Origin of the sequence: Pseudomonas sp. NPDC086251, assembly GCF_044746405.1 — a bacterium.
Classification (GTDB): Bacteria; Pseudomonadota; Gammaproteobacteria; order Pseudomonadales; family Pseudomonadaceae; genus Aquipseudomonas.
This window is the reverse complement of record NZ_JBIVBY010000013.1, coordinates 20,249-42,541: the sequence shown is the minus strand read 5'-3', so window position 1 is coordinate 42,541 and position 22,293 is coordinate 20,249. Positions and strand designations below refer to the sequence as shown.

General features: G+C 58.5%; 21 protein-coding genes. 12 read left to right on the top strand and 9 right to left on the bottom strand.

The features are described 5' to 3' along the window. The first annotated feature begins 634 nt into the window (after positions 1-634). The 9 genes from ACIPL2_RS16845 to ACIPL2_RS16805 all read left to right on the top strand — a co-directional run bounded on the left by ACIPL2_RS16845 (position 635) and on the right by ACIPL2_RS16805 (position 5,322). Positions 635-817 (top strand): hypothetical protein, encoded by a 183-nt coding sequence (locus tag ACIPL2_RS16845; RefSeq protein WP_401358024.1) that lies wholly within the window; start codon positions 635-637, stop codon positions 815-817. A 48-nt stretch (positions 818-865) separates the two neighbouring features. Beyond that, the gene (locus tag ACIPL2_RS16840; protein ID WP_401358022.1) at positions 866-1,270 is read left to right on the top strand and encodes a DUF488 domain-containing protein; all 405 of its coding nucleotides are present in this window, start codon (positions 866-868) and stop codon (positions 1,268-1,270) included. 138 nt (positions 1,271-1,408) lie between these two features. Next, positions 1,409-2,704 (top strand): serine hydrolase domain-containing protein, encoded by a 1,296-nt coding sequence (locus ACIPL2_RS16835; RefSeq protein WP_401358021.1) that lies wholly within the window; start codon positions 1,409-1,411, stop codon positions 2,702-2,704. 34 nt (positions 2,705-2,738) lie between these two features. Further along, positions 2,739-3,059: a YbjQ family protein gene (locus ACIPL2_RS16830; protein ID WP_059404655.1), complete on the top strand. Its 321-nt coding sequence runs from the start codon at positions 2,739-2,741 to the stop codon at positions 3,057-3,059. 148 nt (positions 3,060-3,207) lie between these two features. Beyond that, positions 3,208-3,396: a hypothetical protein gene (locus tag ACIPL2_RS16825; protein ID WP_401358019.1), complete on the top strand. Its 189-nt coding sequence runs from the start codon at positions 3,208-3,210 to the stop codon at positions 3,394-3,396. Positions 3,397-3,707: 311 nt separating this feature from the next. Continuing rightward, positions 3,708-4,079 (top strand): hypothetical protein, encoded by a 372-nt coding sequence (locus ACIPL2_RS16820; protein ID WP_059404653.1) that lies wholly within the window; start codon positions 3,708-3,710, stop codon positions 4,077-4,079. 192 nt (positions 4,080-4,271) lie between these two features. Further along, positions 4,272-4,700 (top strand): glycine zipper domain-containing protein, encoded by a 429-nt coding sequence (locus ACIPL2_RS16815; RefSeq protein ID WP_401358018.1) that lies wholly within the window; start codon positions 4,272-4,274, stop codon positions 4,698-4,700. A 126-nt stretch (positions 4,701-4,826) separates the two neighbouring features. After that, complete coding sequence (locus tag ACIPL2_RS16810) at positions 4,827-5,012, top strand: hypothetical protein (RefSeq protein WP_401358017.1); 186 nt, start codon at positions 4,827-4,829, stop codon at positions 5,010-5,012. Positions 5,013-5,109: 97 nt separating this feature from the next. After that, entirely contained in the window at positions 5,110-5,322 is a 213-nt protein-coding gene (locus ACIPL2_RS16805; RefSeq protein ID WP_401358016.1) for a hypothetical protein, read from the top strand. 86 nt (positions 5,323-5,408) lie between these two features. On the opposite strand, the gene ACIPL2_RS16800 is transcribed toward ACIPL2_RS16805, so the two are convergent. Together ACIPL2_RS16800 and ACIPL2_RS16795 are read right to left on the bottom strand one after the other, a co-directional pair. Beyond that, the gene (locus ACIPL2_RS16800) at positions 5,409-5,804 is read right to left on the bottom strand and encodes a hypothetical protein (RefSeq protein ID WP_401358015.1); all 396 of its coding nucleotides are present in this window, start codon (positions 5,802-5,804) and stop codon (positions 5,409-5,411) included. Between the two features lie 3 nt (positions 5,805-5,807). Next, entirely contained in the window at positions 5,808-10,673 is a 4,866-nt protein-coding gene (locus ACIPL2_RS16795) for an RHS repeat-associated core domain-containing protein (protein WP_401358014.1), read from the bottom strand. Positions 10,674-10,910: 237 nt separating this feature from the next. On the opposite strand from ACIPL2_RS16795, the gene ACIPL2_RS16790 reads away from it, so the two are divergent. Then, complete coding sequence (locus tag ACIPL2_RS16790; RefSeq protein WP_401358013.1) at positions 10,911-11,606, top strand: HAD-IA family hydrolase; 696 nt, start codon at positions 10,911-10,913, stop codon at positions 11,604-11,606. A gap of 124 nt (positions 11,607-11,730) precedes the next feature. On the opposite strand, the gene ACIPL2_RS16785 is transcribed toward ACIPL2_RS16790, so the two are convergent. Continuing rightward, complete coding sequence (locus tag ACIPL2_RS16785) at positions 11,731-12,477, bottom strand: 3-oxoacyl-ACP reductase family protein (RefSeq protein WP_401358011.1); 747 nt, start codon at positions 12,475-12,477, stop codon at positions 11,731-11,733. A gap of 126 nt (positions 12,478-12,603) precedes the next feature. Between ACIPL2_RS16785 and ACIPL2_RS16780 the strand changes: the two genes are divergently transcribed. Then, positions 12,604-13,527 (top strand): LysR family transcriptional regulator, encoded by a 924-nt coding sequence (locus ACIPL2_RS16780; RefSeq protein ID WP_401358009.1) that lies wholly within the window; start codon positions 12,604-12,606, stop codon positions 13,525-13,527. 129 nt (positions 13,528-13,656) lie between these two features. Here the strand turns inward: ACIPL2_RS16780 and ACIPL2_RS16775 are convergent, their stop codons facing one another. The 3 genes from ACIPL2_RS16775 to ACIPL2_RS16765 all read right to left on the bottom strand — a co-directional run bounded on the left by ACIPL2_RS16775 (position 13,657) and on the right by ACIPL2_RS16765 (position 17,301). Then, a complete protein-coding gene (locus ACIPL2_RS16775; RefSeq protein ID WP_401358007.1) occupies positions 13,657-14,385 on the bottom strand; it encodes an aspartate/glutamate racemase family protein in 729 nt (242 codons plus the stop codon). A gap of 56 nt (positions 14,386-14,441) precedes the next feature. Further along, positions 14,442-15,983 carry an NCS1 family nucleobase:cation symporter-1 gene (locus tag ACIPL2_RS16770; RefSeq protein ID WP_401358005.1) on the bottom strand — a complete coding sequence of 514 codons (1,542 nt, stop codon included), beginning with the start codon at positions 15,981-15,983 and terminating at the stop codon, positions 14,442-14,444. 577 nt (positions 15,984-16,560) lie between these two features. Beyond that, a complete protein-coding gene (locus ACIPL2_RS16765; protein WP_008027340.1) occupies positions 16,561-17,301 on the bottom strand; it encodes a phosphoadenylyl-sulfate reductase in 741 nt (246 codons plus the stop codon). Positions 17,302-17,474: 173 nt separating this feature from the next. On the opposite strand from ACIPL2_RS16765, the gene thrH reads away from it, so the two are divergent. After that, positions 17,475-18,092 (top strand): bifunctional phosphoserine phosphatase/homoserine phosphotransferase ThrH, encoded by a 618-nt coding sequence (thrH, locus tag ACIPL2_RS16760; protein WP_008027341.1) that lies wholly within the window; start codon positions 17,475-17,477, stop codon positions 18,090-18,092. 110 nt (positions 18,093-18,202) lie between these two features. On the opposite strand, the gene pabB is transcribed toward thrH, so the two are convergent. The 3 genes from pabB to ACIPL2_RS16745 all read right to left on the bottom strand — a co-directional run bounded on the left by pabB (position 18,203) and on the right by ACIPL2_RS16745 (position 22,293). Then, positions 18,203-19,540, bottom strand: coding sequence for an aminodeoxychorismate synthase component I (gene pabB / locus ACIPL2_RS16755; protein WP_401358003.1), 1,338 nt, complete (start codon positions 19,538-19,540; stop codon positions 18,203-18,205). A 231-nt stretch (positions 19,541-19,771) separates the two neighbouring features. Further along, positions 19,772-20,758, bottom strand: a complete 987-nt coding sequence (locus ACIPL2_RS16750; RefSeq protein WP_401358001.1) for an alpha-L-glutamate ligase-like protein — start codon at positions 20,756-20,758, stop codon at positions 19,772-19,774. Further along, entirely contained in the window at positions 20,758-22,293 is a 1,536-nt protein-coding gene (locus ACIPL2_RS16745) for an inactive transglutaminase family protein (protein WP_059404640.1), read from the bottom strand. The genes ACIPL2_RS16750 and ACIPL2_RS16745 overlap by 1 nt, the downstream gene beginning before the upstream one ends.

Sequence of the window (22,293 nt, the reverse complement as noted above, 5' to 3'; positions counted from 1 at the left end):
CTATTGATTTATAAGGTAGTGAATGTGATGAAAGATTACCTTTAAGAAGAGTAATTACATTACCTTAAAATTACTTGGATCTTACCTTTCCGCTTTCCTCTCAAAGCCTTTCAAACCAAGGCTTGTAGCCAGTCATCAGGCTTGGGTTACCAAAATTACTTCTTTCCGATGGTTCACCCAAAAAACACATTAAGCCTTACATGCCGGGTCGTCTTCAGTCGCACATACAGATCCATGGGAACGCCATGGGAATGCTTGCGCGCTAACTATCGCCGCGAAACCCTTATAAACCGGGGGCTGATTTGTCGAAAACCGCGATCGGGTGCTTTCGAATCTCTCCTTCACCGCCAAATTCGATGTAAGCAAAACCCCTGATTTCGAGAGAAGTCAGGGGTTTTGTGGTTTCTGGTGTCTGAATTTTGTGGATATGAGGTTATTGGCCTGTTGCTGTCAGCGAAGGCGCTTCCGAAATTGCTGTGGGAAAAGTGATTGGCGTGTGGGAAGCATTGCTGGAAAGCCAGATGGTTTGGGGCTTCCATAGGTTTTGATATCTGACATGAGCCGAATCGGAGGGGTATTCGCTATGCGCCTTCAGGGTACAGAATGAATGTAAGGGCATAGGCAGGAACTCACCATGAAGCAGGCCGAGCTGGAAAAGGTTCATGTGGAGATCGTCAAATTGCTCGCTGAGCAGCGCAAGCTGAACGCCGAGGCAGGCAAGATGACCCGTGAAACGTTTTGGTATCCGGTAGCCGTTGCGACTGGCCTGATCGGCACGGTGGCTACCATTACTGCGATGTTGATCAAGCTTCTATAGTCCTTTCGGTTTAACACTCGATGAGAACTTGGTATTTATCCGGTCGTCATGATCCAGTGCAAACATGCTTCTACCCCTGCAACTCAAGAAGACGGGCGGCGCGTCCTGGTAGACCGCCTGTGGCCACGAAATTGTCGGAAAGATCAGTTGCCGTTAAACGCATGGCTGCCAGACGTCGCACCGTCTCCTCTACTGTATAAGGCATTCAACACCGGGACGCTGGATTTCGCACAGTTCACGGTTGCCTATCGCCTTGAGCTAGCCGCCCGTCCACAGAATTGGTGGGCGCTTTTACAGTTCGCCGAAAGGGGCACGCTTACCCTCGTCTACGGGGCCAAAGATTCGCAGGCAAACAACGCCGTGGTGCTCGCCGAATGGTTGGAAGAGGAACTCGATCGTTACTCAAGCTCCAGTTCGCCAGTGTGTTACCTGGACGATTTTCCAGAGTACTGACCGTTGATTTTGTTTATCAACCCGCCAAACGCCCCGACCTCAGGCTGCTTGCGGCCAGCTGTTAGACTGCCAACCCCCTCGAACGGAATCGATACCATGTGCCCTCCTTGTGCCACCACCCTGCGTTTGGCCAAATCAATGACAGCCATTTTGATCGGCCTCATGTCATCCCTAGCCATCGCCTCCACGCCTGCAACCTTTCCCGACGCTGCCGCCAGTGATCCTGCAAAACTGGGCTGGATGGTCGGCTCTCCACCGCCCGCCGATCGCACCGTGCGTTTCGAAGATGGCAGCTATTTCCAGTTTCCGGCGATGCGCTGGAGTGTCTCGAACTTCCGTCAGCTGATGCCAACGATCAATGTTTCAAGGGGGCTGGGCGCTCCAGTTCCCTTGGCATCTGCGTTGCGCAAAGACATCGACACCATCAGTTTTGTCCCGCTCGGCTCACAGGCGTCGATGACGTGGGATCAATCCCTCGCGGCGACGTACACCGATGGCATCCTGGTGATGCACCGTGGGAAAGTTGTCTACGAACGTTACTTCGGCGTGCTGAAACCCGACGGTCAGCACGCGGCGATGTCGGTCACCAAATCCGTGGTCGGCACGCTGGGCGCGATGTTGGTGGCTGAGGGGCGAATCGATGCCAGCAAGCAGGTTGCCGATTACGTCCCCGAACTCGCGAGTTCTGCCTTTGGCACTGCCACGGTGCGCCAGGTCCTGGACATGACGACCAGCCTCAAATACAGCGAAGACTACGCCGACCCGAACGCCGAGGTCTGGGCGCATGCAAAAGCCGGCAGCCCTTTGCCCAAGCCCAAGGACTACACCGGGCCGAGAAGCTACTACGAGTTTTTGCAGACCGTCCAGTTGCAAGGTCAACACGGCAGCGCGTTCGGCTACAAAACCGTCAACACCGACGTATTGGGCTGGGTCATCGCTCGAGTCACCGGCCGCAACGTCGCGCAATTGTTGTCGGAACGTATCTGGAGTCGCCTCGGCGTCGAGCAGGACGCCTATTTCACAGTGGACTCGATCGGTACTCCGTTTGCCGGCGGCGGTTTGAACACCGGCCTGCGCGACCTCGCACGATTTGGTGAAATGCTGCGCAACGACGGCCAGTTTGACGGTCAACAGATCGTGCCAAAAGCGGTGGTGGACGACATCCGTCGTGGAGGCGATAAACAGGCGTTCGCCAAGGCCGGTTATGACTTGCTCAAAGGCTGGAGTTATCGGTCGATGTGGTGGGTGACGGACAAGGAGGGCGGCGCGTTTATGGCGCGTGGCGTTCATGGCCAACGCCTCTATGTCGACCCGAAAGCCGAGATGGTGATTGTTCGTTATGCCTCGCATCCGGTCGCCAGTAATTCGGCGAATGATCCTGTTACGTTGCCGGCGTTTGATGCGTTGGCTCAGTATTTGTCGAGGTTGCCTTGAATAACTATCCAGACACTATGAACAAGGAAATCTCATGATCACCACCACAACCCACACCATCGAAGGCCGGCAAATCACCGCTTACCTGGACATCGTCAGCGCCGAGTCGGTGCAGGGCGTCAACGTTGTCCGCGATATGTTCGCCGGGATGCGGGATTTTTTCGGGGGGCGCTCGCAGACGTTGGAGCGGGCGTTGAAGGAAGCGCGTATTCAGGCCACTGACGAAATCAAGGAACGGGCGCGGGCGCTTCAGGCGGATGCGGTGGTGGGGCTCGATTTCGAGATCAGTATGCCGGCCGGGAAGGGCGGGATGGTGGTGGTGTTCGTGACCGGGACGGCGGTCAAATTGCGGTGAGCCTGACGAGAGGCCATTCGTCGGGCGCTGGGTAATCTGAACTACAAGTCCAGTAATGACCGACTAGTCTCAAAATCCTTGGTGGTCGATATTTTTCAGGCAAATAGGGCTTGCCGGTGTCGATCCCGTTTTTGAGAGGGGCGAATTTATGGCTGATCCGTATATCGAAGACGACGGGGCAGAGTTTCCGATCAACAATTGCGTGCAGTGTGGCCAGACGGATTACGTGGCTAGCTTCGGCGAAGACCAGACCGAGGTCGGCAAGATGAAATCCAAGGTAAGCGCAGGGCCGAAGGCGAAATTCTTGCCTAAGGTAACGGCCCCTGCCAGGAAGTGATGAACCCACCTTACAGACCCCGTCATCGAACGGGGTTTTTTATGTCTGGAGGATTGTGTGACAGCGAATGTTTAGCGCCGCGTCTTTCACAAAGTTTTCACAACGTCTTACGTAGGCTCAACTCATCCGTTAGAAAGCAACTCCTAGCCCGTTCCCCAGCGGGCTTTTTTTTGCCTGTCATAAAACCTTTTCCATAAATGCTGTCCAATCGTCGCTATTTGCGAGGGACGGAGGTTTTTGTGTGGACGTTTCCTGCGCTAAAGCATTCAATCCCCGGCTTTCGGTTTCCCCCTATTTTTGAGGTTTTCGTCATGCGTTTAACACTGCCTGCTCTGGTTCTTGGGCTTCTGGTTGCTCAAGGTGCGATGGCTGCTGGTGATGGCACTGCCGCTATCGGTGGTGGTCTGGGTGGCGCACTGGGCAACGTGGTCGGCCAAAGCATGGGCGGCAGCACCGGTGCTGCGATTGGTGCCGGCGTTGCGGGTGCAGCGGGCAGTGCCGTCGCCGCGCGCAAAGGCAGCCGCACTAAAGCAGCCATTGGTGGCGGCGTCGGCGCAGCCGGTGGTTCGGTGATCGGTAACAGCCTGGGCGGCAAGACCGGCTCCACCATCGGCGCAGGTTTGGGCGGCGCATTGGGTGGCGGCGTCGGCAGCAACCTGGCCAAAGGTCACAAGCGTCACTGATCGAAATCGCTCCATTGAAAAGCCCGGCTTGATGCCGGGCTTTTTCATGTCTGAATGTTTCCTGTCGAGCGCTTCGCAAGCCTTCGCGGTCCAACCGTTATCGCTGGCCGGTTCAGCGGGCGCAGGTGCTAGACTCACGCCCATCCGCAGCGCGTTTTCCTCACCCCCGATGCGAAATTAGAGGTTCATATCATGCGTTTGACATTGTCCACAGTAGTTCTGGGACTTTTGGTCGCTCAAGGTGCAATGGCTGCCGGTGACGGCACAGCTGCAGTTGGCGGTGGTATTGGCGGTGCACTGGGTAACGTGGTCGGCCAGCAAATGGGCGGCAGCACGGGGGCAGCAATTGGTGCCGGCGTTGGCGGTGCGGCGGGCAGTGCGGTGGGTGCCAAAAAAGGCAGCCGCACCGAAGCCGCCATCGGCGGTGGTTTGGGCTCGGCTGGCGGCTCGGTGATTGGTAACAGTCTTGGTGGCTCGACCGGCTCCACCATCGGCGCCGGCCTGGGCGGTGCGGCAGGTGGCGCGGTCGGTAATAACCTGGGCACCGACAGTGGCAGTTCTCATTCGGGGAACGGCAGCAAAAATAAACATCGGAACAAGCACAGAAACAAACATCATTAATCGACATCGAGTCACAGCAAAAACCCGGCCTCGTGCCGGGTTTTTCGTATCTGTGGACAGGACGTCGGAACGTTTGGCCGCAGGTTGCCTCGAACTTCATACACCCTGAACGTTATGAGGCATGCCATGACTCCTGAAACCGAAGGCAAGGAAGAAAAAGGCCCGAGCGGGCTGCCGTTCATTAATGACCCCGGCAACGAAGACCCGGGTTCTCTGATGGATGATGCGACGGTGCCCCTGAACGATTCTGATGACGCGGGCGATGTAGGAAACCTCGAATATGAAGAAGAGGAGGACGAAGAAGAGGATTGATCAGCCTGGTGACCGATCGTCTCTCTGATCGAACGCGCGCATTGCACCGCTCTCGAAATATCAGGGCCTGCTTTTCAGGCTCTTCGAGAGGTGCCTTATGAACGCTGATCCGAAAAACGCCGACATCGATGAAACCCCCGAATACCCGCTGCCGTCTCCCACCGATTCGTTGAGCCGCGATCAACGTCCGCCGGACGATGACACGGAGGTTGAGCAAGTGCCGTCGGATGATGTGAAGCGCGGGGATGTTGAGGCGCTGCCAGATGATCCGGACATTGCGGGTGAGGATGGTTCGGGTGAGCCGAGTTGAGAGACATTCCAGGTTTTACTCCCGTAATTCAATTGCGGGACGCCTTTACCAAGACCAGCTGTGCGCCCGGCTGTAAGCTGGGCTTCTTATTTCTGCTTGATCGATTCTAACCACTGGAAGAAAAAGTCTGTCTGCATTTGTGGATCGCTAATGATGTCTTGGTCGTCGTAGTCGAAGATATTGACAATGTCATTTCGGGTGACCCGGACACCTAACTTATGCTCGTAAGCCATAATTCCCGAGGTCATTTGTGATGACATGCTGGATGGGCGTACGTTTATTTTTGCTCCTTTGCATAGGAATTTAACTTCAGGCAGTTCCTTGATTATTTTTCCCAGGCACTCATAGATGTCTTGTCCCGTGAATTGCTTTGTCCATCCGCTTTCCATCGTCAGACGTATGGCCGGGGTTTTTTCATCGTAATCAAGAATGGCTGACTCTAATTTTCCATCGATCAATACAGGTATTTTCTTAGTAGGCATGGATTACTTCCTTCGAGGATTCGGCACTGAATATCCCACGTAGCTGCCATCTTTTTTAAGAGGGGAAGCACCAAGAATGTCTTCGCTTTTGACTCGGCCTGGGATTGCTATCTCATCTTCATAGCTATAGGGGATGTCGTCAGGGTGTAGCTCCTTGTTAATGTCGTGGCCTTGGATTCTTTTCAATGTGTATAAGTAGCCTTTTGTGGTTCTGTACCTTGTGCCGAAATCAATGCCCACCTCACGGTCTGTCGATGTACTTACAAAATTGCTAGGTGGATTTTTGTTATCCCACGCATGAAGCAACAAGTCAGTACTGTTTCCTAGGCTCTCGAACCCAGCTCTAAAAATTTCATCCGGACGACGAAGATCACCACGATACAGATAGTCGCTTTCTCCGTTTGAAGAGGGAAGTGCTACTTCTCCCTCATCAACCTTCGCTTTCCCAGACGGATCCTCAACACCCTCCGCCGGCCTGCATTTACCACTCCCCGGACACTCACTCAACCCCAACGGATCAACCCGACCCGTCGGATTCAGCCCATACCGATACCCATTCAACCCACCCGCCAGCTTGACCGGATCCTGCGTCAGGTACCGCCCAATTTCCGGATTGTAGTAACGATGCCGGTTGTAATGCAGGCCCGTTTCCGCATCGAAGTACTGACCCTGAAACCTCAATGGCTGGTCGAGAACCTGGTGGGTGTCGCGGTTGAGGCGGGTGAGTCGGCCATAGGCGGTGTATTGGGCGGCCCAGATGATGTCGCCGCTGTAGTCGGTGAGTTCCAGCGGTGTGCCGAGGTGGTCGAGTTGGTAGTAGAACGGGCACGCCTGGCGTGGGCCTTTGCCGTCGAGCATCGCCAGCGGGCGAAAGGTGCCGGGTTCGTAGAGGTAGCTGCGGTAATACTCGGGGCCGCTTTCGGCGACGAGGTTGTCGCCCTGCCAGAAGAACTCGGTGGTGTTGCCGTCGACGGTTTTGGCGATACGGCGGCCGAAGGCGTCGTAGCGGTAACTCGCACAACTTCCATCCGGCAACGTGACGCCGACCAGTCGGTGCTGGCAGTCGTAGCGGTATTCAGTGACGAGTTTTTGTGCAGTGCCTCGGCGTTCGCGAATGAGGTTGCCGAAGGCGTCGTAGTCGTAATGCCGGTCGCCTTGCATCATCAGGCGGTTACCCGAGATCTTCGCGGCGCCGGGACGATCCTGCATGAGCAGGTTGCCCGCCGGATCGTGGGCAAAGCTTTCCGGTTGGTGATCGCGGGAGTGGCGGACGCGGATCAGGCGGTCGAGTGGATCGTATTGGTAGCTGCGTTGGCCATGTCGGGTGTCGGCAATGGCGTCGAGATTGCCATTGGCACTGTAGGTGTAATCGCGGCAATACAGCGGTTGTCGCTGTAGTCTGACAGAGTGAGCTTTCAGACGGCCCTGATCGTCGTACTGATAATCGCTGAGCAACAGACCTTGTTGACGGCTTTGCTCGCGGCCAGCGAGGAATGCATGAGCCGTCAGTTGGGTGCCATTGAGGTCGATGGCCGTAAGCGCGCCGCCCTTGACGTGGTGGTAATCGAGTTTGCTGTTGTCCGGCAGTCGCAGGTGGTTGAGTCGGCCACAGGCGTCGTAGCCGTAACGCAGCGTGCCCCAACCTTGGTGCTCGGTGATCAGGCGATCCTGAGGGTCGTACTCGAACTCGAGCGGATGATCGTGGCCATCGTCGACGCTGACCAGTCGACCCAGGCTGTCGTAGCGATATTCGACCTTGACCCCGTCGGGCAGCGTCTTGACCAGCAGCCGACCCGTCGAATTGCGCTGATAGCCTGTAACCCGCTGTGTACCGTCGTTGCCAAACTCGGTTTTCTCCAACAGCTGACCGGCGAGGTCGTAGGCATAAGCGGTGCGTCGACCGTCAAAACCGGTTTCCTGTCGGATCAATCCATTGGGCGTGTAGTCCAGCTGATACTTTTCGCCGGATTCATTCTCGATTTCCGTCAGCAATAGCTGGGCGTTGTCGTAGCGATAGCGCAGTTGGGTGCCATCGGGATTGATCCGACGGCTGACCAGGTGCAGGTCTTCGGCGTATTCAAAACGGGTGATGCGGCCCAGTTCATCGCGTTCGGCGGTAACCTTGCCGTAGGCGTTGTAGCTGAACGCGCGGCTGGCGCCATTGGGCAGCGTTGTCAGAATCAGTCGGCCGACGGCGTCCCATTGATAACGGGTGATGGCGCCGTGTTCATCCTGACGAGTAATCCGCCGGCCCAACGCATCGTAGGAAAACCGCCGTTGACCTCCGTCCGGCAGGGTCTCCTCGACCCATTGTCCCAAGGCATTCCAGACGAACACCTGCCGACTGCTATCCGGATAGCGGATCGACAGCAGCCGACCTTTTTCGTCGTAGTAATAGTGGGTGACATGGCCCTCGGGGTCGGTCGCTTCGGTGACGTCACCCTGAACATTGCGCTGATATTTCCACACCGCTTTACCGCGATACCGAGCGTGCAGGAAACCGTGGCGGTACTCGTAGGTGGTGGGTGCATCTTCCGGTGGAATCTGCGCAACCAGCCGCCCCATCTCGTCATAGTCGTATCGGGTTATCGCGCCGAGTGGATCTTGTTCGGCGATCAACCGACCCGCATCGTCGTAGGTCTTGAGCTGTTCGCCGCCATCCAGGCCGACCCTGCGCACCAGTCGCGCCCGGTCGTCATGGACGTAAACTTCTTCGCTGCCATCGACGTTGAGGACGGTGACGCTGCCGTGGTCATCCCAGACGTAGCGCGTGTCCATCTGCGAAAACGACGCCCAATGCCGCACGCATCGCGCCGCCTTGCCAGACCTTTCCCACTCCCAGAAGAAGCTTGCCCCACCCGCCAATTGCCGCTGGAGAAGGACTTGCTGATCGTCGTAGTCATAACGTTCGCTTTCGCCGGCGGCATTGGTCGCTTCGATCAAGCGATGGCAGGCGTCATAGCGGTAGGCAGCCAGTGTCTGCTCGGTACGCCAGGCGTGCTCCAGGGTGTCGGCGGGATGAAAACTCTGATAATCGATGGCGATCAGATGTCGGCGTTCATAACGCAAGAGCAGGGAGCGCCCGGCGCCGTTGTCTAGGCGCTTGATCCTGTCGGAAGAATCCCGCTGAACCGTCAGTCGATTGCCATAGGCATCGCTGATCGCGGTCAGGAGTCCTGTACGAAAATGCAAAAATCGCGTTTTCTCGCCGGCCAGTGCAACGATCAGCTCTTCTGGCTCTGCCCCCCGATAAATCGCCGCCCGTGACAGGCTGTTGTGAATCGTCGGACGCTCGCTACTCGGCAGCGGAAAAGTCGTACGACGGTTTTCATGGTCAATCCAGATGACGTCGTTGTGATCGATGTCCAGTCGATGCGCGAGGCTGTGACTCCAACCAAAGCCGAGCCCGCAATCGAGTTCGGCGGCGCTGGTGCGATAGAGCCGGGTGAAGTCGAACGGCAAGTTCCCATCCAGCGAACCATCGGTCAGCGTGAGCAACTCTTCGCCCGTGACCATCGATACCGGACAACCGCTGGTGCAGGTCAGCGCTGAGCAATCGGCGCTGTCGCCGTTGGGGTTTTTCGCCTGAGCAGGGGCCTCATCGCGATGCTCCTGCCTGACTATCCTGGTCATGGCCTCGGACTTGTTGCGAGCCATAGCGACCGGATTGTTCACCAGCAGCACCGGCGAATCGGCGGCGGCGATACGCAAAGGAACCGCCGGCGCAGGTTTGAGCGGCGCATTGCGGGCGCTGACCATCAACGGCTTGAGCACACCCGCGTGCGCATTGAGGTCAGACCTGGTCATCAGTCCGGACAGGCGCAAGCCCGCACCCGCCAGCCATTCCCGGGCTCGCGCAGACTTGATCTTGCCCAACACTTTCGCGCTAAAGCCGAGCTTCAAACCCGCAGGACCTGTGAGGCATAGCAGCAGGAAGCTGATCAATAGGCCTGTGCGGATTTCCGCTACGACTTCGGCGACGTGTTGCGGCGGCAACATCCTCAGCCAACTGGTGAACGCCGCGAGGTAAATGAACAGCAACGGCTCGTCGCTCAACACCATTAACACGGTGGCGATGGCTTCAGCCGAGGCGTTCAGCAGGGTTTCGAGTTCGCTTTGGGTCAAGTATTCAAGGAGCTTTTCGCTGTTGGTCTGCAGATCCGCAATCAGGGCGTAGAGCTGCTTCACGTCATCCCACAGACTGTTCAGCGAGTTCTCGAAGCCACGCCAGTCAGCCTGTTGCAGCATGCCGTAGCGTTGGCTGAAACCGGCGTCGGAAAATGCGGCCCACAACGGTTGGAACTCTGTGGTCCACTCGTTACGCAGCCAGCCTTCCAGCTCGCCGATCACACCTTGATAAGAGGCGTAGAGCGCTTTGACGTGCGCGGCCGAAACATGGGGAAAAAAAGTGATGCGGTAGCGATGGCCACGCCAGCATTCGGGAATTTCGAGGATGCCGCTGGGGCCAATGGTTTCGTGAATGGGGTCTGCGACCACCCACTCGCCGTTGTGCTCCGAGAGGATGCGTTCGAGCATGACCGGCGTATTACCGATCGGCACGAACCTCGCGGCTTCAAACATATGCACCAGGGTCAACGGACCGCTGGCCGGGCACAGGGCGACTGTCGAACTGGGGCCGGTGGAATCCGTCGGCGCGCTGAGTCGGACCTCGTCACCGACCTTGAATACTTGCTCGACATCAAGCACCGAACCGGTCCAGAAGCGTTCCGCCCAGGCCTCGTAATCATTGAGGCAGAGCCGGAAATCACCGAGCAACGCTTCGACATCCGGATGCTCGGGGTTCATGGCGGCGACCACCAGCAGGCCGATGCTGTTGTTCAAGGCCAGGAGCTTATCGGGGTCGAACATTCGCAGCCTCTCGCACGGATCGATGTGGGTCGCGAGACTTTGCGGGGTATCAACGGGGAAAGAAGTCGGGAAAAGAGGTGTTTGGTGTAGGGCGAATCGCTAATTGATGATGACCGCCGGGGCATTGGTCGTTGCCCTATGCCCACGGCGCTCGTTATGCTGCTGAAACCTTTAATCGATCACGGATCCGGCCGTACCTGAGCCGCCTGGGATGTCATTAAAAACGGATCAGATGCGATGAATGCACCGCTGAAAGAATTCGGCCCGATCAAGGCCGTTATTTTCGATATGGACGGTTTGCTGCTGGACACCGAAGGCATTTACACCGAGGTCACGTCGATCATTGCCGGGCGTTACGGCCGGACGTTCGACTGGAGCATCAAGCAGCACATCATTGGCCGTGGTGCCGGTGATCTGGCGCGTTATGTGGTCGAGGCGCTGGACCTGCCGATTACCGCCGAAGAATTCCTGTTGATTCGCGAACCCTTGATGCGCGAGCGTTTTCCTAAAGCGCTGGCCATGCCGGGGGCGCAGGAACTGGTTCGGCACTTGAAGGCCAACAACATTCCGATCGCGGTGGGCACCAGTTCTTCGCGCCAGTCGTTTGGCCAGAAAACCACCTTGCACCGTGACTGGTTTGCGCTGTTCGATTTTGTCGTGACGGCTGACGACCCGGAAGTGGGCGCCGCCAAACCGGCACCGGACATCTTTCTCACGGCGGCACGACGCCTGGGCGTCGCGCCCGAGGATTGCCTGGTGTTCGAGGATTCGCCGTTTGGTGTCACGGCGGCGAAAGCGGCGGGGATGACGGCGATTGCGATCCCGGATGCGGCGATGGCCGACGAAAAGTACGCACACGCCGATGGCATTCTTCGTACGTTGAAGGCGTTCAAGCCGAGCGCCTGTGGATTACCAGCGCTCGATTGGGCCTGACGCAGAACAAATGTAGGAGCGGGCTTGATCGCGAAGAGGGAGTGTCAGTCGACATTGATGTTGGCTGACACAGCGCTTTCGCGAGCAAGCCCGCTCCCACATTTGATTGGCGTTGTGACCGGTATCAGGCGCCGAAACCACCGTCGATGGTCAGGCTGGCACCGGTGATGTAGCCGGCTTCCGGGCTGACGAGGTAGGCGACGAAGCTGGCAATTTCTTCCGCTTTGCCATAACGACCTACGGCCATCAGCGGGATCAGGCTGTCGGCGAAGTCGCCGTCGGCCGGGTTCATGTCGGTGTCGACCGGGCCCGGTTGCACGTTGTTGATGGTGATGCCGCGAGGGCCGAGGTCACGGGCCAGGCCTTTGGTCAGGCCGACCAGTGCCGATTTGCTCATGGCGTACGGGCCGCCACCGGCGAAGGGCATGCGGTCGGCGTTGGTGCTGCCGATGTTGATGATGCGACCGCCTTCGGTCATGTGTTTGGCGGCGGCCTGGGTCGCGATGAATACGCTGCGCACGTTGATTGCGAGAGTCTGGTCGAAGTCTTCGAGTTTGAACTCTTCCAGCGGTGCAACGGCCAGCACACCGGCGTTGTTGACCAGAATGTCCAGGCGACCAAAGGTTTCGACGGTGGTGTTCACGGCGTTGCGAATGGCCTCGGCATCAGCACTGTCAGCCTTGATAGCCAGGGCTTTGCCGCCGTTATCGGTGATGCTGTTTTGCAATGCTTCGGCTTTGGCCGTGGAGCTGACGTAAGTGAAGGCGACTGTCGCGCCTTCAGCGGCGAGGCGTTTGACGATGGCTGCGCCGATGCCGCGAGACCCGCCTTGAATCAACGCCACTTTGCCGCTGAGGTTCTGAGTAGTCATATCGATCTCCGAAGTCCCGAGGCGAGATTGTCTCGGTTGATGGAGCCTAGTATCGATTGCGGATTACAGGCTGTGTAGACGGTAATTGCGATAGTCTGTGTAAACCAAAAGTTTATAGTGGCGCTTATGGAAACCTTCAGCAGTATCGAATGCTTCGTGCGCAGTGCCGAGGTCGGCAGCTTCGCCGAAGCCGCGCGACGCCTGAGCCTGACCCCGGCGGCGGTGGGCAAGAGCGTCGCCAAGCTTGAGGCGCGGTTGGGTGTGCGGCTGTTTCAGCGCAGCACCCGCAGCCTGACATTGACCGAAGCCGGTCAGTTGTTTCTCGGCGAAGTCAGCGCCAGCCTGCACACGATCCAGAATGCCGTGGCCAATCTGGCCAGCGCCGAAGGGCGCCCGGCCGGCACGCTGAAAGTCAGCATGGGCACGGTGTTCGGGCGTCTGTACGTGGTGCCGTTGCTCGGGGAGTTTCTGCGGCGCTTCCCGGCGATCAATCCGGACTGGCATTTCGACAATCGTCAGGTCGACCTGATTGCCCAGGGTTTCGATGCGGCGATTGGTGGCGGATTCGAGCTGCCCCAAGGCGTGGTGGCGCGCAAGCTGACCCCGGCGCATCGGGTGTTGGTGGCGTCAGCCGACTATCTGGCGGAACGTGAGGCGATCATCGAGCCTGAAGATCTCAAGCTTCACGATGGCATCCTCATTCGGTCACCGCAGACCGGTCGCGTGCGTTCGTGGCAATTGACCAGTCGCACCCGGCAACACAGTCCGTTGACGCTCACCGCGCGGATGACTATGAGTGATTCGGAAGCCGCGTGTGCGACCGCGACTCAGGGCTTGGGTATCGCGCTGGTGAGCATGCCGTTCGCTTCGGGGTATCTGCAGGCGGGGACTTTGCAGCGGGTGTTGCCCGATTGGTACGTCGACGATGGCAACATTTCTATCTATTACGCTGAGCACAAACTGCTGCCGGGCAAGACCCGGGCGTTTGTGGATTTCATCATTGAGCAGTTTGCGGAGCAGGGGTTGGGGCAGCGGTTTAGTGCTATCTGAGTTTGGCTCGATACCGCAGTGCGGCCTTCGCGAGCAAGCCCGCTCCCACATTGGATCTGTGTCGTGCACAAATCAAATGTGGGAGCGGGCTTGCTCGCGAAGGGGTCGACCCGGTCTAAAGCTGCAAACTCAACGGCCAAACCGCCCCGGCCAGCCGATAATGTTTTTCGGCCGTGGCGTCGCATACGTCCGCACTTTGGACGTGGACAACCCCAACCGCACCAGCGACTCGGCAATCGTCACTGCCGCCGTCACGCCATCCACCACCGGCACGCCGGTGCGCCGACGAATCTGCTCGCCCAGCCCGGCCATCCCGCCGCAGCCCAGGCAAATCACCTCGGCCTTGTCCTCAAGCACCGCTAATTCCGCCTGGCGCACAATCGCCTCCAGCGCACGCTCGGGATCGGACTCCAGCTCCAGTACTGCCAAACCACTGGCCCGAACCGATGCGCAGCGGTCCCACAGCCCGGACAGCTTGAGGCGATCCTCGATCAGCGGCACGGTGCGGTCGAGGGTGGTGACCACCGAATAGGCATGGCCTAGAAACATCGCGGTGCTGGCGCCGGCATCGGTGATGTCCACCACCGGCACGTTGAGCAATTCCTGCAAACCCTCGCGACCGTGCTCGCCGTAACCGGCCTGGATCACCGCGTCGAAGGGGTGGTCGTAGGCCATCACCCGGTCCATGACGGCGATGGCGGCCAGGTAGCTTTCGAAATTGCCTTCGATGGAATCGGCACCGAAGTAAGGCGTCAGGCCGACGATTTCAGTGCCGGGCGCGGCGACAGTCTGCGCCTGGCGGGCGATGGCCTGGGTGATGGATTCGGTGGTGTTGACGTTGACCACGAGAATTCGCATGGGAAGTCCTTATAGCGGGTGGTTCTGCGGCCCGACGGTGCAGGGCCGCCGTGGGATTAATGGCAGACGTTATCGACCGCTATGGCTTCACCGCTGACGTCGGCGTAATGCGGCTGCCGCTTGGCGATGATCAGGTAGAGCATTCCGGCGATACCGGCGCCAATCAGCCAGGAGAACGGCGATACGCTGTGGAAACCCGGCACCAGCGCCAGGACGATGGCGATCAGCGCCGCAGGAATGAACGCCGCCACGGCGCGTAAGTTGACCCCGCGGCTGTAGTAATAAGCGCCGTTGGGATCTTCGCTGTACAACTGCGGCACGTTGACCTGAGCTTTTCGTACCAGCCAGTAATCGACCATGATCACTCCGTACAACGGGCCGAGCAGGGCGCCGAGGCCGGAGAGGAAATACACGATCACCAGCGGGCTGTTGTAGAGGTTCCACGGCAGGATCAGCACCGCGATGGTTGCGCTGATGAGCCCGGCGCGGCGGAACGTCAGGTATTTCGGCGCCAGGTTGCTGAGCACGAAGGCCGGGGCGACGAAGTTGGCCATGATGTTCACCGCCACGGTAACGATCATGAACGCCAGGCAGCCGAGTACCAGGAAGAAGGTGTTGGGGATCGAGGCGATGATTTCTGTCGGGCTTTCGATGATCCGGCCATTGATCTGAAATTGCGCGCCACACAGCAGGACGGTGATGCTCGCGAACACCAGAATATTCACCGGCAAGCCCCAGAAATTGCCGACCTTGATGGTCTTGCGGCACGGCGAAGAGCGGGCGAAGTCGCAGAAGTTGAGGATCAGCGTGCCGTAGATCGACAGCCACAACGCGCCGCCGGCAAAGATGTTGCGCCACATCTCGCCACCGGTCAGCGGTTCGCGGATCGACCAGGCGATGGTCGCGTCGGCCTGGAAGTACATCCACCCGGCGAGAGAGGCGACGGTCAGCAGAATCACCGGCCCGGCGAAGGCTTCGTAGCGCCGCACCATTTCCATGCCGTACGCCAGGATCGCCAATTGCACGAACCAGATCGCCACGAAACATACCCAGCCCAAGGTCGATAGGCCGAGGATCGAGTTGTGGTCGTACTCGGCGAAGCCGGGATGTACCGCTGTCAGCAACACGCGAAAGACCACTGACGCCAGGTACGTCTGAATCCCGAACCAGGCGATGGCGATAACCGCGCGGATCAACGCAGGAATCTGCGCCCCGTGAATGCCGAAACTGATCCGGCTGATGACCGGAAACGGCACGCCGGTCTTCTGGCCCATGTAACCGGAAAGGTTCATGAAGCAATACACCAGCGCCGCGCCGATCCCCAGGGACAGCAAAATCTGCCAGCCACCCAGACCCAACGCATACAGACCGATGGCGAAGGAGTAGTTGGCAATGTTGTGAACGTCATTGGTCCACAGGGCAAAGATGCTGTAACGGCCCCAGCGCCGGCCTTCGGCCTTGGTCGGCGCCAGGTCCTTGTTGTGCAGTCGGGGACTGAGCACCACGGGTGCTTGATACGTTTGATCGTGGGTGACGGAAGTGGGGTGGGAGGAGGGCAGATCCAGCGCGATGTTGTTATTGGAGAGACTAGTACGCATTCCGGCAGGCTCCTGAAGCTTGGCGTCGCGATGACTGTGCATGAGCGTGGGCTCGACAAATCTTCGTCGCGGGTAGTCAGCATCATTGGTTACGGGGCATCTGCAGCCTGTACGGGATAGGGCGCTTCAGGCTTGCGGATCTAAAGTGTGTGTATGTTTTGATTGTGATTGTATACAAAACATGTATGCACTTAAGCCAGATCTATGCCAGTTCCCGGTCTATGAATTTCACTGTTAATTTCGTTTCGTTATGCTTGTTCTGTAAGTTGCTGAAAAACAGGCACTATAAATTGACCGATTGAACAGGTATTTATTTTTAAGCGGGATTTTCAGGAAAGTCTGACTGAGGAAGTCAGGACACGAGGATGTAACTTTTGGGGGCGCAGAAACAAAAAGTGCACACATAAATGGCACCTATGGTGACATTCCTGTGTACACATTTCTCAGGCTGAAAACGAATCCCCTGTGTGAGCGGGCTTGCTCGCGAATGCGGTGGGTCAGTCAACGGTGATGTCGACTGACCCACCGCATTCGCGAGCAAGCCCGCTCCCACATTTGGATCTCTATGAGGCGGGGGTCAGGCCTTGGATTTGCTGATGATGTTGCCGGCATGCAGCCCGCATTCTTTCTGCGTCGCTTCTTCCCACCACCAGCGACCTTCACGCTCGTGCTGGTTCGGCAACACGGGGCGGGTGCACGGCTCGCAGCCAATGCTGATAAAGCCGCGCTCATGCAGGCTGTTATACGGCAGCTCAAGCATGCGGATGTAACCCCAGATCTCTTCGCTGGTCATTTGCGCCAACGGGTTGAATTTGTACAGGGTGCGCTCCGGCGTGGAGAACGCGGTGTCGATTTCCAGCACGGCCACGGCGCTGCGGGTGCCGGGGCTCTGGTCCCGACGCTGGCCGGTGGCCCAGGCGGTGACGCCCGAGAGCTTGCGGCGCAGCGGCTCGATCTTGCGGATGCCGCAGCATTCGCCATGGCCGTCCTTGTAGAAACTGAACAGGCCCTTTTCCTTCACGAACGGTTCAAGCTTGGTGTAGTCCGGCGACACCAGCTCGATGTCGATCTTGTAGTGCTCGCGCACCTGATCGATGAAGCGGTAGGTCTCGGGGTGCAAGCGGCCCGTGTCGAGGCTGAACACTTTGACGTTCTTGTTCAGCTTCCAGGCCATGTCCACCAGCACCACATCCTCGGCGCCGCTGAAAGATATCCACAGGTCATCGCCGAACTCGGCGAACGCGAGTTTCAGGATGTCCTGGGCGGATTTGTTGGCATAGGTCGTGGCGAGTTCCACGACGTCGAACGTTGGGCTCATCAGGGCGGCTTCCTACAGGTCGGTGGCGCTGGGCGCTCTATATGGCCCTGATGGTAACAAAAACCTGCGGCCACTGGCGCGCCCTCTGCGTTGCGCAGGCCGGCTCGAGTCGCTAGAGTTCGGCAATCTTTTTGTTCGCTCGACTCAATAATCAATACAAATGGGAGTGTCTTGTGGAAATTGCCTGTCTGGATCTTGAAGGTGTACTGGTCCCGGAAATCTGGATCGCCTTCGCCGAAAAAACCGGGATCGAATCCCTCCGGGCCACCACTCGGGACATCCCCGACTACGACGTTCTAATGAAGCAGCGCCTGCGGATTCTGGATGAGCACGGCCTGAAACTCACCGACATCCAGGAAGTGATCGCCACGCTCAAGCCGCTGGACGGTGCCATCGAGTTCGTCAACTGGCTGCGCGAGCGCTTTCAGGTGGTGATTCTGTCGGACACCTTCTACGAATTCTCCCAGCCGCTGATGCGTCAGCTGGGCTTCCCGACCTTGCTCTGCCATCGTTTGATTACCGACGATGCCGGTCGGGTGACGAGCTATCAGTTGCGTCAGAAAGATCCGAAGCGTCAGTCGGTGTTGGCCTTCAAGAGCCTTTACTACCGGGTGATTGCGGCGGGTGATTCCTACAACGACACCACGATGCTGGGCGAGGCTGATGCCGGGATTCTGTTCCATGCGCCGGACAACGTGATTCGCGAGTTCCCGCAGTTCCCGGCGGTGCATACGTTTGAGGATTTGAAGCAGGAATTCATCAAGGCCTCCAACCGCGCATTGAGTTTGTAGTCATTTTCGAGGACGCCTTCGCGGGCAAGCCTCGCTCCTACAGGTTTGTGTCGATCAAATGACCGACGAACGACACAAACCTGTAGGAGCGAGGCTTGCCCGCGAAGCTCTTAAAGGTTTTGCAGGGTATCGAGCAGCACTTTCACCTTGGTGATCGATTCCTGGTATTCGGCCTGCCACTCGGAGTCTGCGACGATTCCGCCGCCGCCCCAGCAACACACCTGCCCATCCTTGACCAGCAAGCTGCGAATGGCGATGGAGCTGTCCATTTCGCCGCGCACGTCCAGATATAGCAACGAACCGCAATACAACCCGCGTCGGGTCGGCTCCAGCTCATCAATGATCTGCATCGCGCGAATCTTCGGCGCCCCGGTGATCGAACCGCCCGGGAAACTGCCGGCGATCAAGTCCAGTGCGTCCCGCTCATCCGCCAATTCCCCGGTCACGCTGCTCACCAGGTGATGCACGTTCGGGTAGCTTTCCAGGCTGAACAATTCCGGCACTCGCACCGAGCCGATGCGGCAGGTGCGACCCAAATCGTTGCGCAGCAGGTCGACGATCATCAAGTTTTCCGCGCGGTCCTTGGGGCTGGCCAGCAACTCGGCGGCGTTCGCGGCATCTTCTGCCGGGGTCAGCCCACGAGGCCGGGTGCCTTTGATCGGGCGGGTTTCCACATGACGTTCGCTGACTTTGACGAAACGCTCCGGCGACAGGCTCAATACCGCGCCGCCGTCGGGCAGGCTCTGGAAACCGGAAAACGGTGTCGGGCACGCCGCCCGTAACGCGACATACGCGGCCCACGGATCGCCTTGGCACTGAGCGCGGAAACGCTGGGCGAAGTTGACCTGGTAACAGTCGCCAGCCTGGATGTAATTCTGAATGCGCTCCAGCGCCTGACGATACTGCTCAGCGCTCAAATCGGCGCTCATCGGGCCGTTCAGTTTGAAGGGCTCAATGGAGGCGGGTGCTGGATCACTGAACAGCACGATCAGGCGCTGACGCTCAGTCTCGGGCAGTGTTGGATGGAACACCAACTGACTGGTCATTAATTGGTGGTCGCTGATCAACGCCCAGTCGTACAGGCCGAAGCGTGCGTCGGGCAATTGCAGGTCGTCTTGCGCCTGGCTCGGCAGGTTTTCCAGATGCCGACCGAAGTCGTAACTCAGGTAACCGATCAGGCCGCCGGCAAACGGCAGTTCATCAGGAACGTTCGCTTCACCGAGTCGAGTCAAGTTGACACGAAGGCGTTGCAGGAAATCGTCACCGCTTTCCTCGGGCAACACGGCCAATTGCTCCAGCGGCCAGGCACTGAGCAAGTCGTAACGGCCGCGATCGGCGATCGGCCTGCCACTGTCGAGCAGCACGGCGCCAGGGGCATGACGAATCGCCGCGAAGTACTCGGCGGGGTTGGCGCGATAGGGCAGCGGGTGTACGGAACAGGTCAACATGGGCGGGGCAGGTCAGCCATCGTGGCGGGGCAGCGATTGTAGTCCTCTGCGGGAATTGCTCCTAGAGGGGATTGGCAGATTGGGGGCAGGGTTGAGTGCTGTGGTGACGGGTAGTCAGTCTTCGCGGGCAAGCCTCGCTCCTACAGGTTTTGTGTGGTTCATATATTGGGCGAACGACGCAAAACCTGTAGGAGCGAGGCTTGCCCGCGAAGGCAGCAACGCGGTCTCGGATCAACCCTCAACCGCCGGAATATGCCCAAACATTTCCTGAACAAACGCCACGCGCTCTTCAACCGTTTCTATCACTCCGCGCGCCTTCAATTCTTCCAGCCGCGCCTCGACCGCATGGGTGCGCAACGTCAGGCCGCAATCATTGGCAATCTGAATGTTCAACCCCGGCCGGGCATTGAGCTCAAGAATCAGCGGGCCTTTTTCCTGGTCCAGCACCATGTCGACACCGATGTAACCCAGCCCGCACAGCTCATAACAGCCGGCGGCGAGTTTCATGAAACCGTCCCAGTAGGGCAGTTGCACGCCGTCCACCGCGTTGGTGGTGTCCGGGTGCTTGGTGATGATGTTGTTCAGCCAGGTGCCGCGCAATGTCAGGCCTGTCGCGAGGTCGACACCGACGCCGATGGCGCCCTGATGCAGGTTGGCCTTGCCGCCGGACTGGCGGGTGGGCAGCCGCAGCATGGCCATCACCGGATAACCCAGCAGCACAATGATGCGAATATCCGGCACGCCTTCGTAGCTGATGCTCTTGAAGATTTGGTCCGGGGTTACGCGGTATTCGATCAGCGCGCGATCCCGGTGCCCGCCCAGCGAATAGAGGCCGGTGAGGATGCTCGAAATATGGTGCTCGATTTCCTCATGGCTGATGATCTTGCCGGACACCGTGCGATAGCGGCCCTCGAAACGGTCGGCCACCACAATGATGCCGTCGCCGCCCGCACCCTGGGCCGGCTTGATCACGAAATCGTTGCGCCCGCCGATGATCTCGTCGAGGTTGTCGATTTCCTTCTCGGTGGAGATCACGCCATACAGTTCCGGCACGTGAATGCCGGCGGCGATGGCGCGCTCCTTGGTGATGATCTTGTCATCGACAATCGGGTACAGGCTACGTTTGTTGTACTTGAGCACGTAGTCCGCGTTGCGCCGATTGATCCCCATGATGCCCCGGGCTTCCAGGGCCTTCCAGGTTTTCCAGAAACCGAACATCAGGCGTCAGCCTTCTTGAGGAAAGCCTTGAAGCGCACCAGTTCGGTCAGGCGGTAACCGCGATAGCGACCCATGGCCAGCATGAAACCCACCAGGATCAGCAGGATCGCGGGGAAGGTGAACACGAAGTAAACCAGCTCTGGCACGGTCATGATCAGGTGCGCCAGGGATGCTGCGAACAGCGTGCCGATCGCCACTTTCATGGCGTGGCCGGAGCCGCGTTCTTCCCAGGTGATCGACAGGCGTTCGATGGTCATGGTCAGAATCACCATCGGGAACAGCGCCACCGACAGCCCGCGTTCGAGGCCGAGTTTATGGCTGAGCAGGCTGATCGTCGCGATCAGCACCACCACGAAGGTCAGCACCACCGACAGCCTCGGCAGCATTTGCAGCTTCAAGTGCTCAAGGTAGGAGCGCAGCGACAGCCCCAGCGCCGTGATGATGGTAAACAGCACGATGCCGAAGCCGAGCTGGGTTTCGCGGAAGGCCAGGGCAATCAGCACCGGCGTAAAGGTGCCCAGGGTCTGGATACCGATCAGGTTGCGCAGGATCAGGATCACCAGCACGCCAATCGGGATCATCACCATGATCATGAACGTCTGCTGGGTTTGCAGCGGCAGGCCGTACAGCGAGTATTCGAGGAAGTTGGCGTCGGTGTTTTCGTCGGTCAGCTTGGCCAGGCGAATCGCGTTCATTTCGCTGTTGTTCATGCTGAACGTCACGGTGGCTTTCTTGCCGCCATCGACGGTGATCAGGTTTTCATCGCCGGTCCACCACAGCAGGCGGTCGGTCGGCAGGCCCTGTTCGCCGGTTTCCGGGTTGAAGTACAGCCAGTCGGTGCCGTTGAAGCTGCGCAGCCAGAGTTCCGGGACTTGCGGTTGGTCGGCCACCAGACGGATGGTGTGGACCTTTTCCACCGGCACGTGGGCAATCGACAGGACCAACTCGACGATCCTGGCTTTGTTGGCGGTGGCCGGATCGCCAGCCAGGAGCAGTTTCACGTTGTCGTCGTTGAGGTTGTTGACCCGCTTGATGGCTTCGCCGATGAAGGTTTCGACGTCGGCCGAGTGTTGGCGGATTGGCGCGAGCAGGGCTTCGGCGGCGATTTTTTCCGCGCCTTCGACGGCGATACTGTCGCGAAAGGTCGGGCCTTTGACCTTGAGCTTTTCACCGGAGTAGCGCTTGGTCAGTACCAGGCGGTAATACAGGGTCTGGTTGCCTTTGGCCCGACGTGCCGACCAGGTGACCTTGCGGTTGCCGTCGACACGGTTCACGGCCACGCCGTAGTTATTGGAGATGAAGCTCTCGTTGAGGCTGACGTAATCGCGGCTCAGCGGCGGCACGAACATCTGGATCTTGACCGGGTCTTTGGCACTGGCGACGAACTCGACCTTGGCGTCGATGTTCCACAAGTCGTCGGTGGCGTCTTCGGTCACGGGAATCCCGAGCACGAAGATCTGATAGGCCGTAACTGAAATGCCCAGCACCACCAGGATGGCGATCAGGAACTTCAGGTGGAGGGTAAGAGAGCGCAT

Bases quoted from the DNA above. Each gene is read 5' to 3' on its own strand.
- ACIPL2_RS16845 (WP_401358024.1), top strand. From the start codon at position 635: ATGAAGCAGGCCGAGCTGGAAAAGGTTCATGTGGAGATCGTCAAATTG.
- ACIPL2_RS16795 (WP_401358014.1), bottom strand. From the start codon at position 10,673: ATGTTCGACCCCGATAAGCTCCTGGCCTTGAACAACAGCATCGGCCTG.
- ACIPL2_RS16785 (WP_401358011.1), bottom strand. From the start codon at position 12,477: ATGACTACTCAGAACCTCAGCGGCAAAGTGGCGTTGATTCAAGGCGGG.
- ACIPL2_RS16810 (WP_401358017.1), top strand. From the start codon at position 4,827: ATGACTCCTGAAACCGAAGGCAAGGAAGAAAAAGGCCCGAGCGGGCTG.
- ACIPL2_RS16840 (WP_401358022.1), top strand. From the start codon at position 866: ATGATCCAGTGCAAACATGCTTCTACCCCTGCAACTCAAGAAGACGGG.
- ACIPL2_RS16790 (WP_401358013.1), top strand. From the start codon at position 10,911: ATGAATGCACCGCTGAAAGAATTCGGCCCGATCAAGGCCGTTATTTTC.
- ACIPL2_RS16770 (WP_401358005.1), bottom strand. From the start codon at position 15,983: ATGCGTACTAGTCTCTCCAATAACAACATCGCGCTGGATCTGCCCTCC.
- ACIPL2_RS16780 (WP_401358009.1), top strand. From the start codon at position 12,604: ATGGAAACCTTCAGCAGTATCGAATGCTTCGTGCGCAGTGCCGAGGTC.
- ACIPL2_RS16800 (WP_401358015.1), bottom strand. From the start codon at position 5,804: ATGCCTACTAAGAAAATACCTGTATTGATCGATGGAAAATTAGAGTCA.
- ACIPL2_RS16830 (WP_059404655.1), top strand. From the start codon at position 2,739: ATGATCACCACCACAACCCACACCATCGAAGGCCGGCAAATCACCGCT.
- ACIPL2_RS16750 (WP_401358001.1), bottom strand. From the start codon at position 20,758: ATGTTCGGTTTCTGGAAAACCTGGAAGGCCCTGGAAGCCCGGGGCATC.
- ACIPL2_RS16745 (WP_059404640.1), bottom strand. From the start codon at position 22,293: ATGCGCTCTCTTACCCTCCACCTGAAGTTCCTGATCGCCATCCTGGTG.
- ACIPL2_RS16835 (WP_401358021.1), top strand. From the start codon at position 1,409: ATGACAGCCATTTTGATCGGCCTCATGTCATCCCTAGCCATCGCCTCC.
- ACIPL2_RS16775 (WP_401358007.1), bottom strand. From the start codon at position 14,385: ATGCGAATTCTCGTGGTCAACGTCAACACCACCGAATCCATCACCCAG.
- ACIPL2_RS16815 (WP_401358018.1), top strand. From the start codon at position 4,272: ATGCGTTTGACATTGTCCACAGTAGTTCTGGGACTTTTGGTCGCTCAA.
- pabB (WP_401358003.1), bottom strand. From the start codon at position 19,540: ATGTTGACCTGTTCCGTACACCCGCTGCCCTATCGCGCCAACCCCGCC.
- ACIPL2_RS16765 (WP_008027340.1), bottom strand. From the start codon at position 17,301: ATGAGCCCAACGTTCGACGTCGTGGAACTCGCCACGACCTATGCCAAC.
- ACIPL2_RS16820 (WP_059404653.1), top strand. From the start codon at position 3,708: ATGCGTTTAACACTGCCTGCTCTGGTTCTTGGGCTTCTGGTTGCTCAA.
- ACIPL2_RS16805 (WP_401358016.1), top strand. From the start codon at position 5,110: ATGAACGCTGATCCGAAAAACGCCGACATCGATGAAACCCCCGAATAC.
- ACIPL2_RS16825 (WP_401358019.1), top strand. From the start codon at position 3,208: ATGGCTGATCCGTATATCGAAGACGACGGGGCAGAGTTTCCGATCAAC.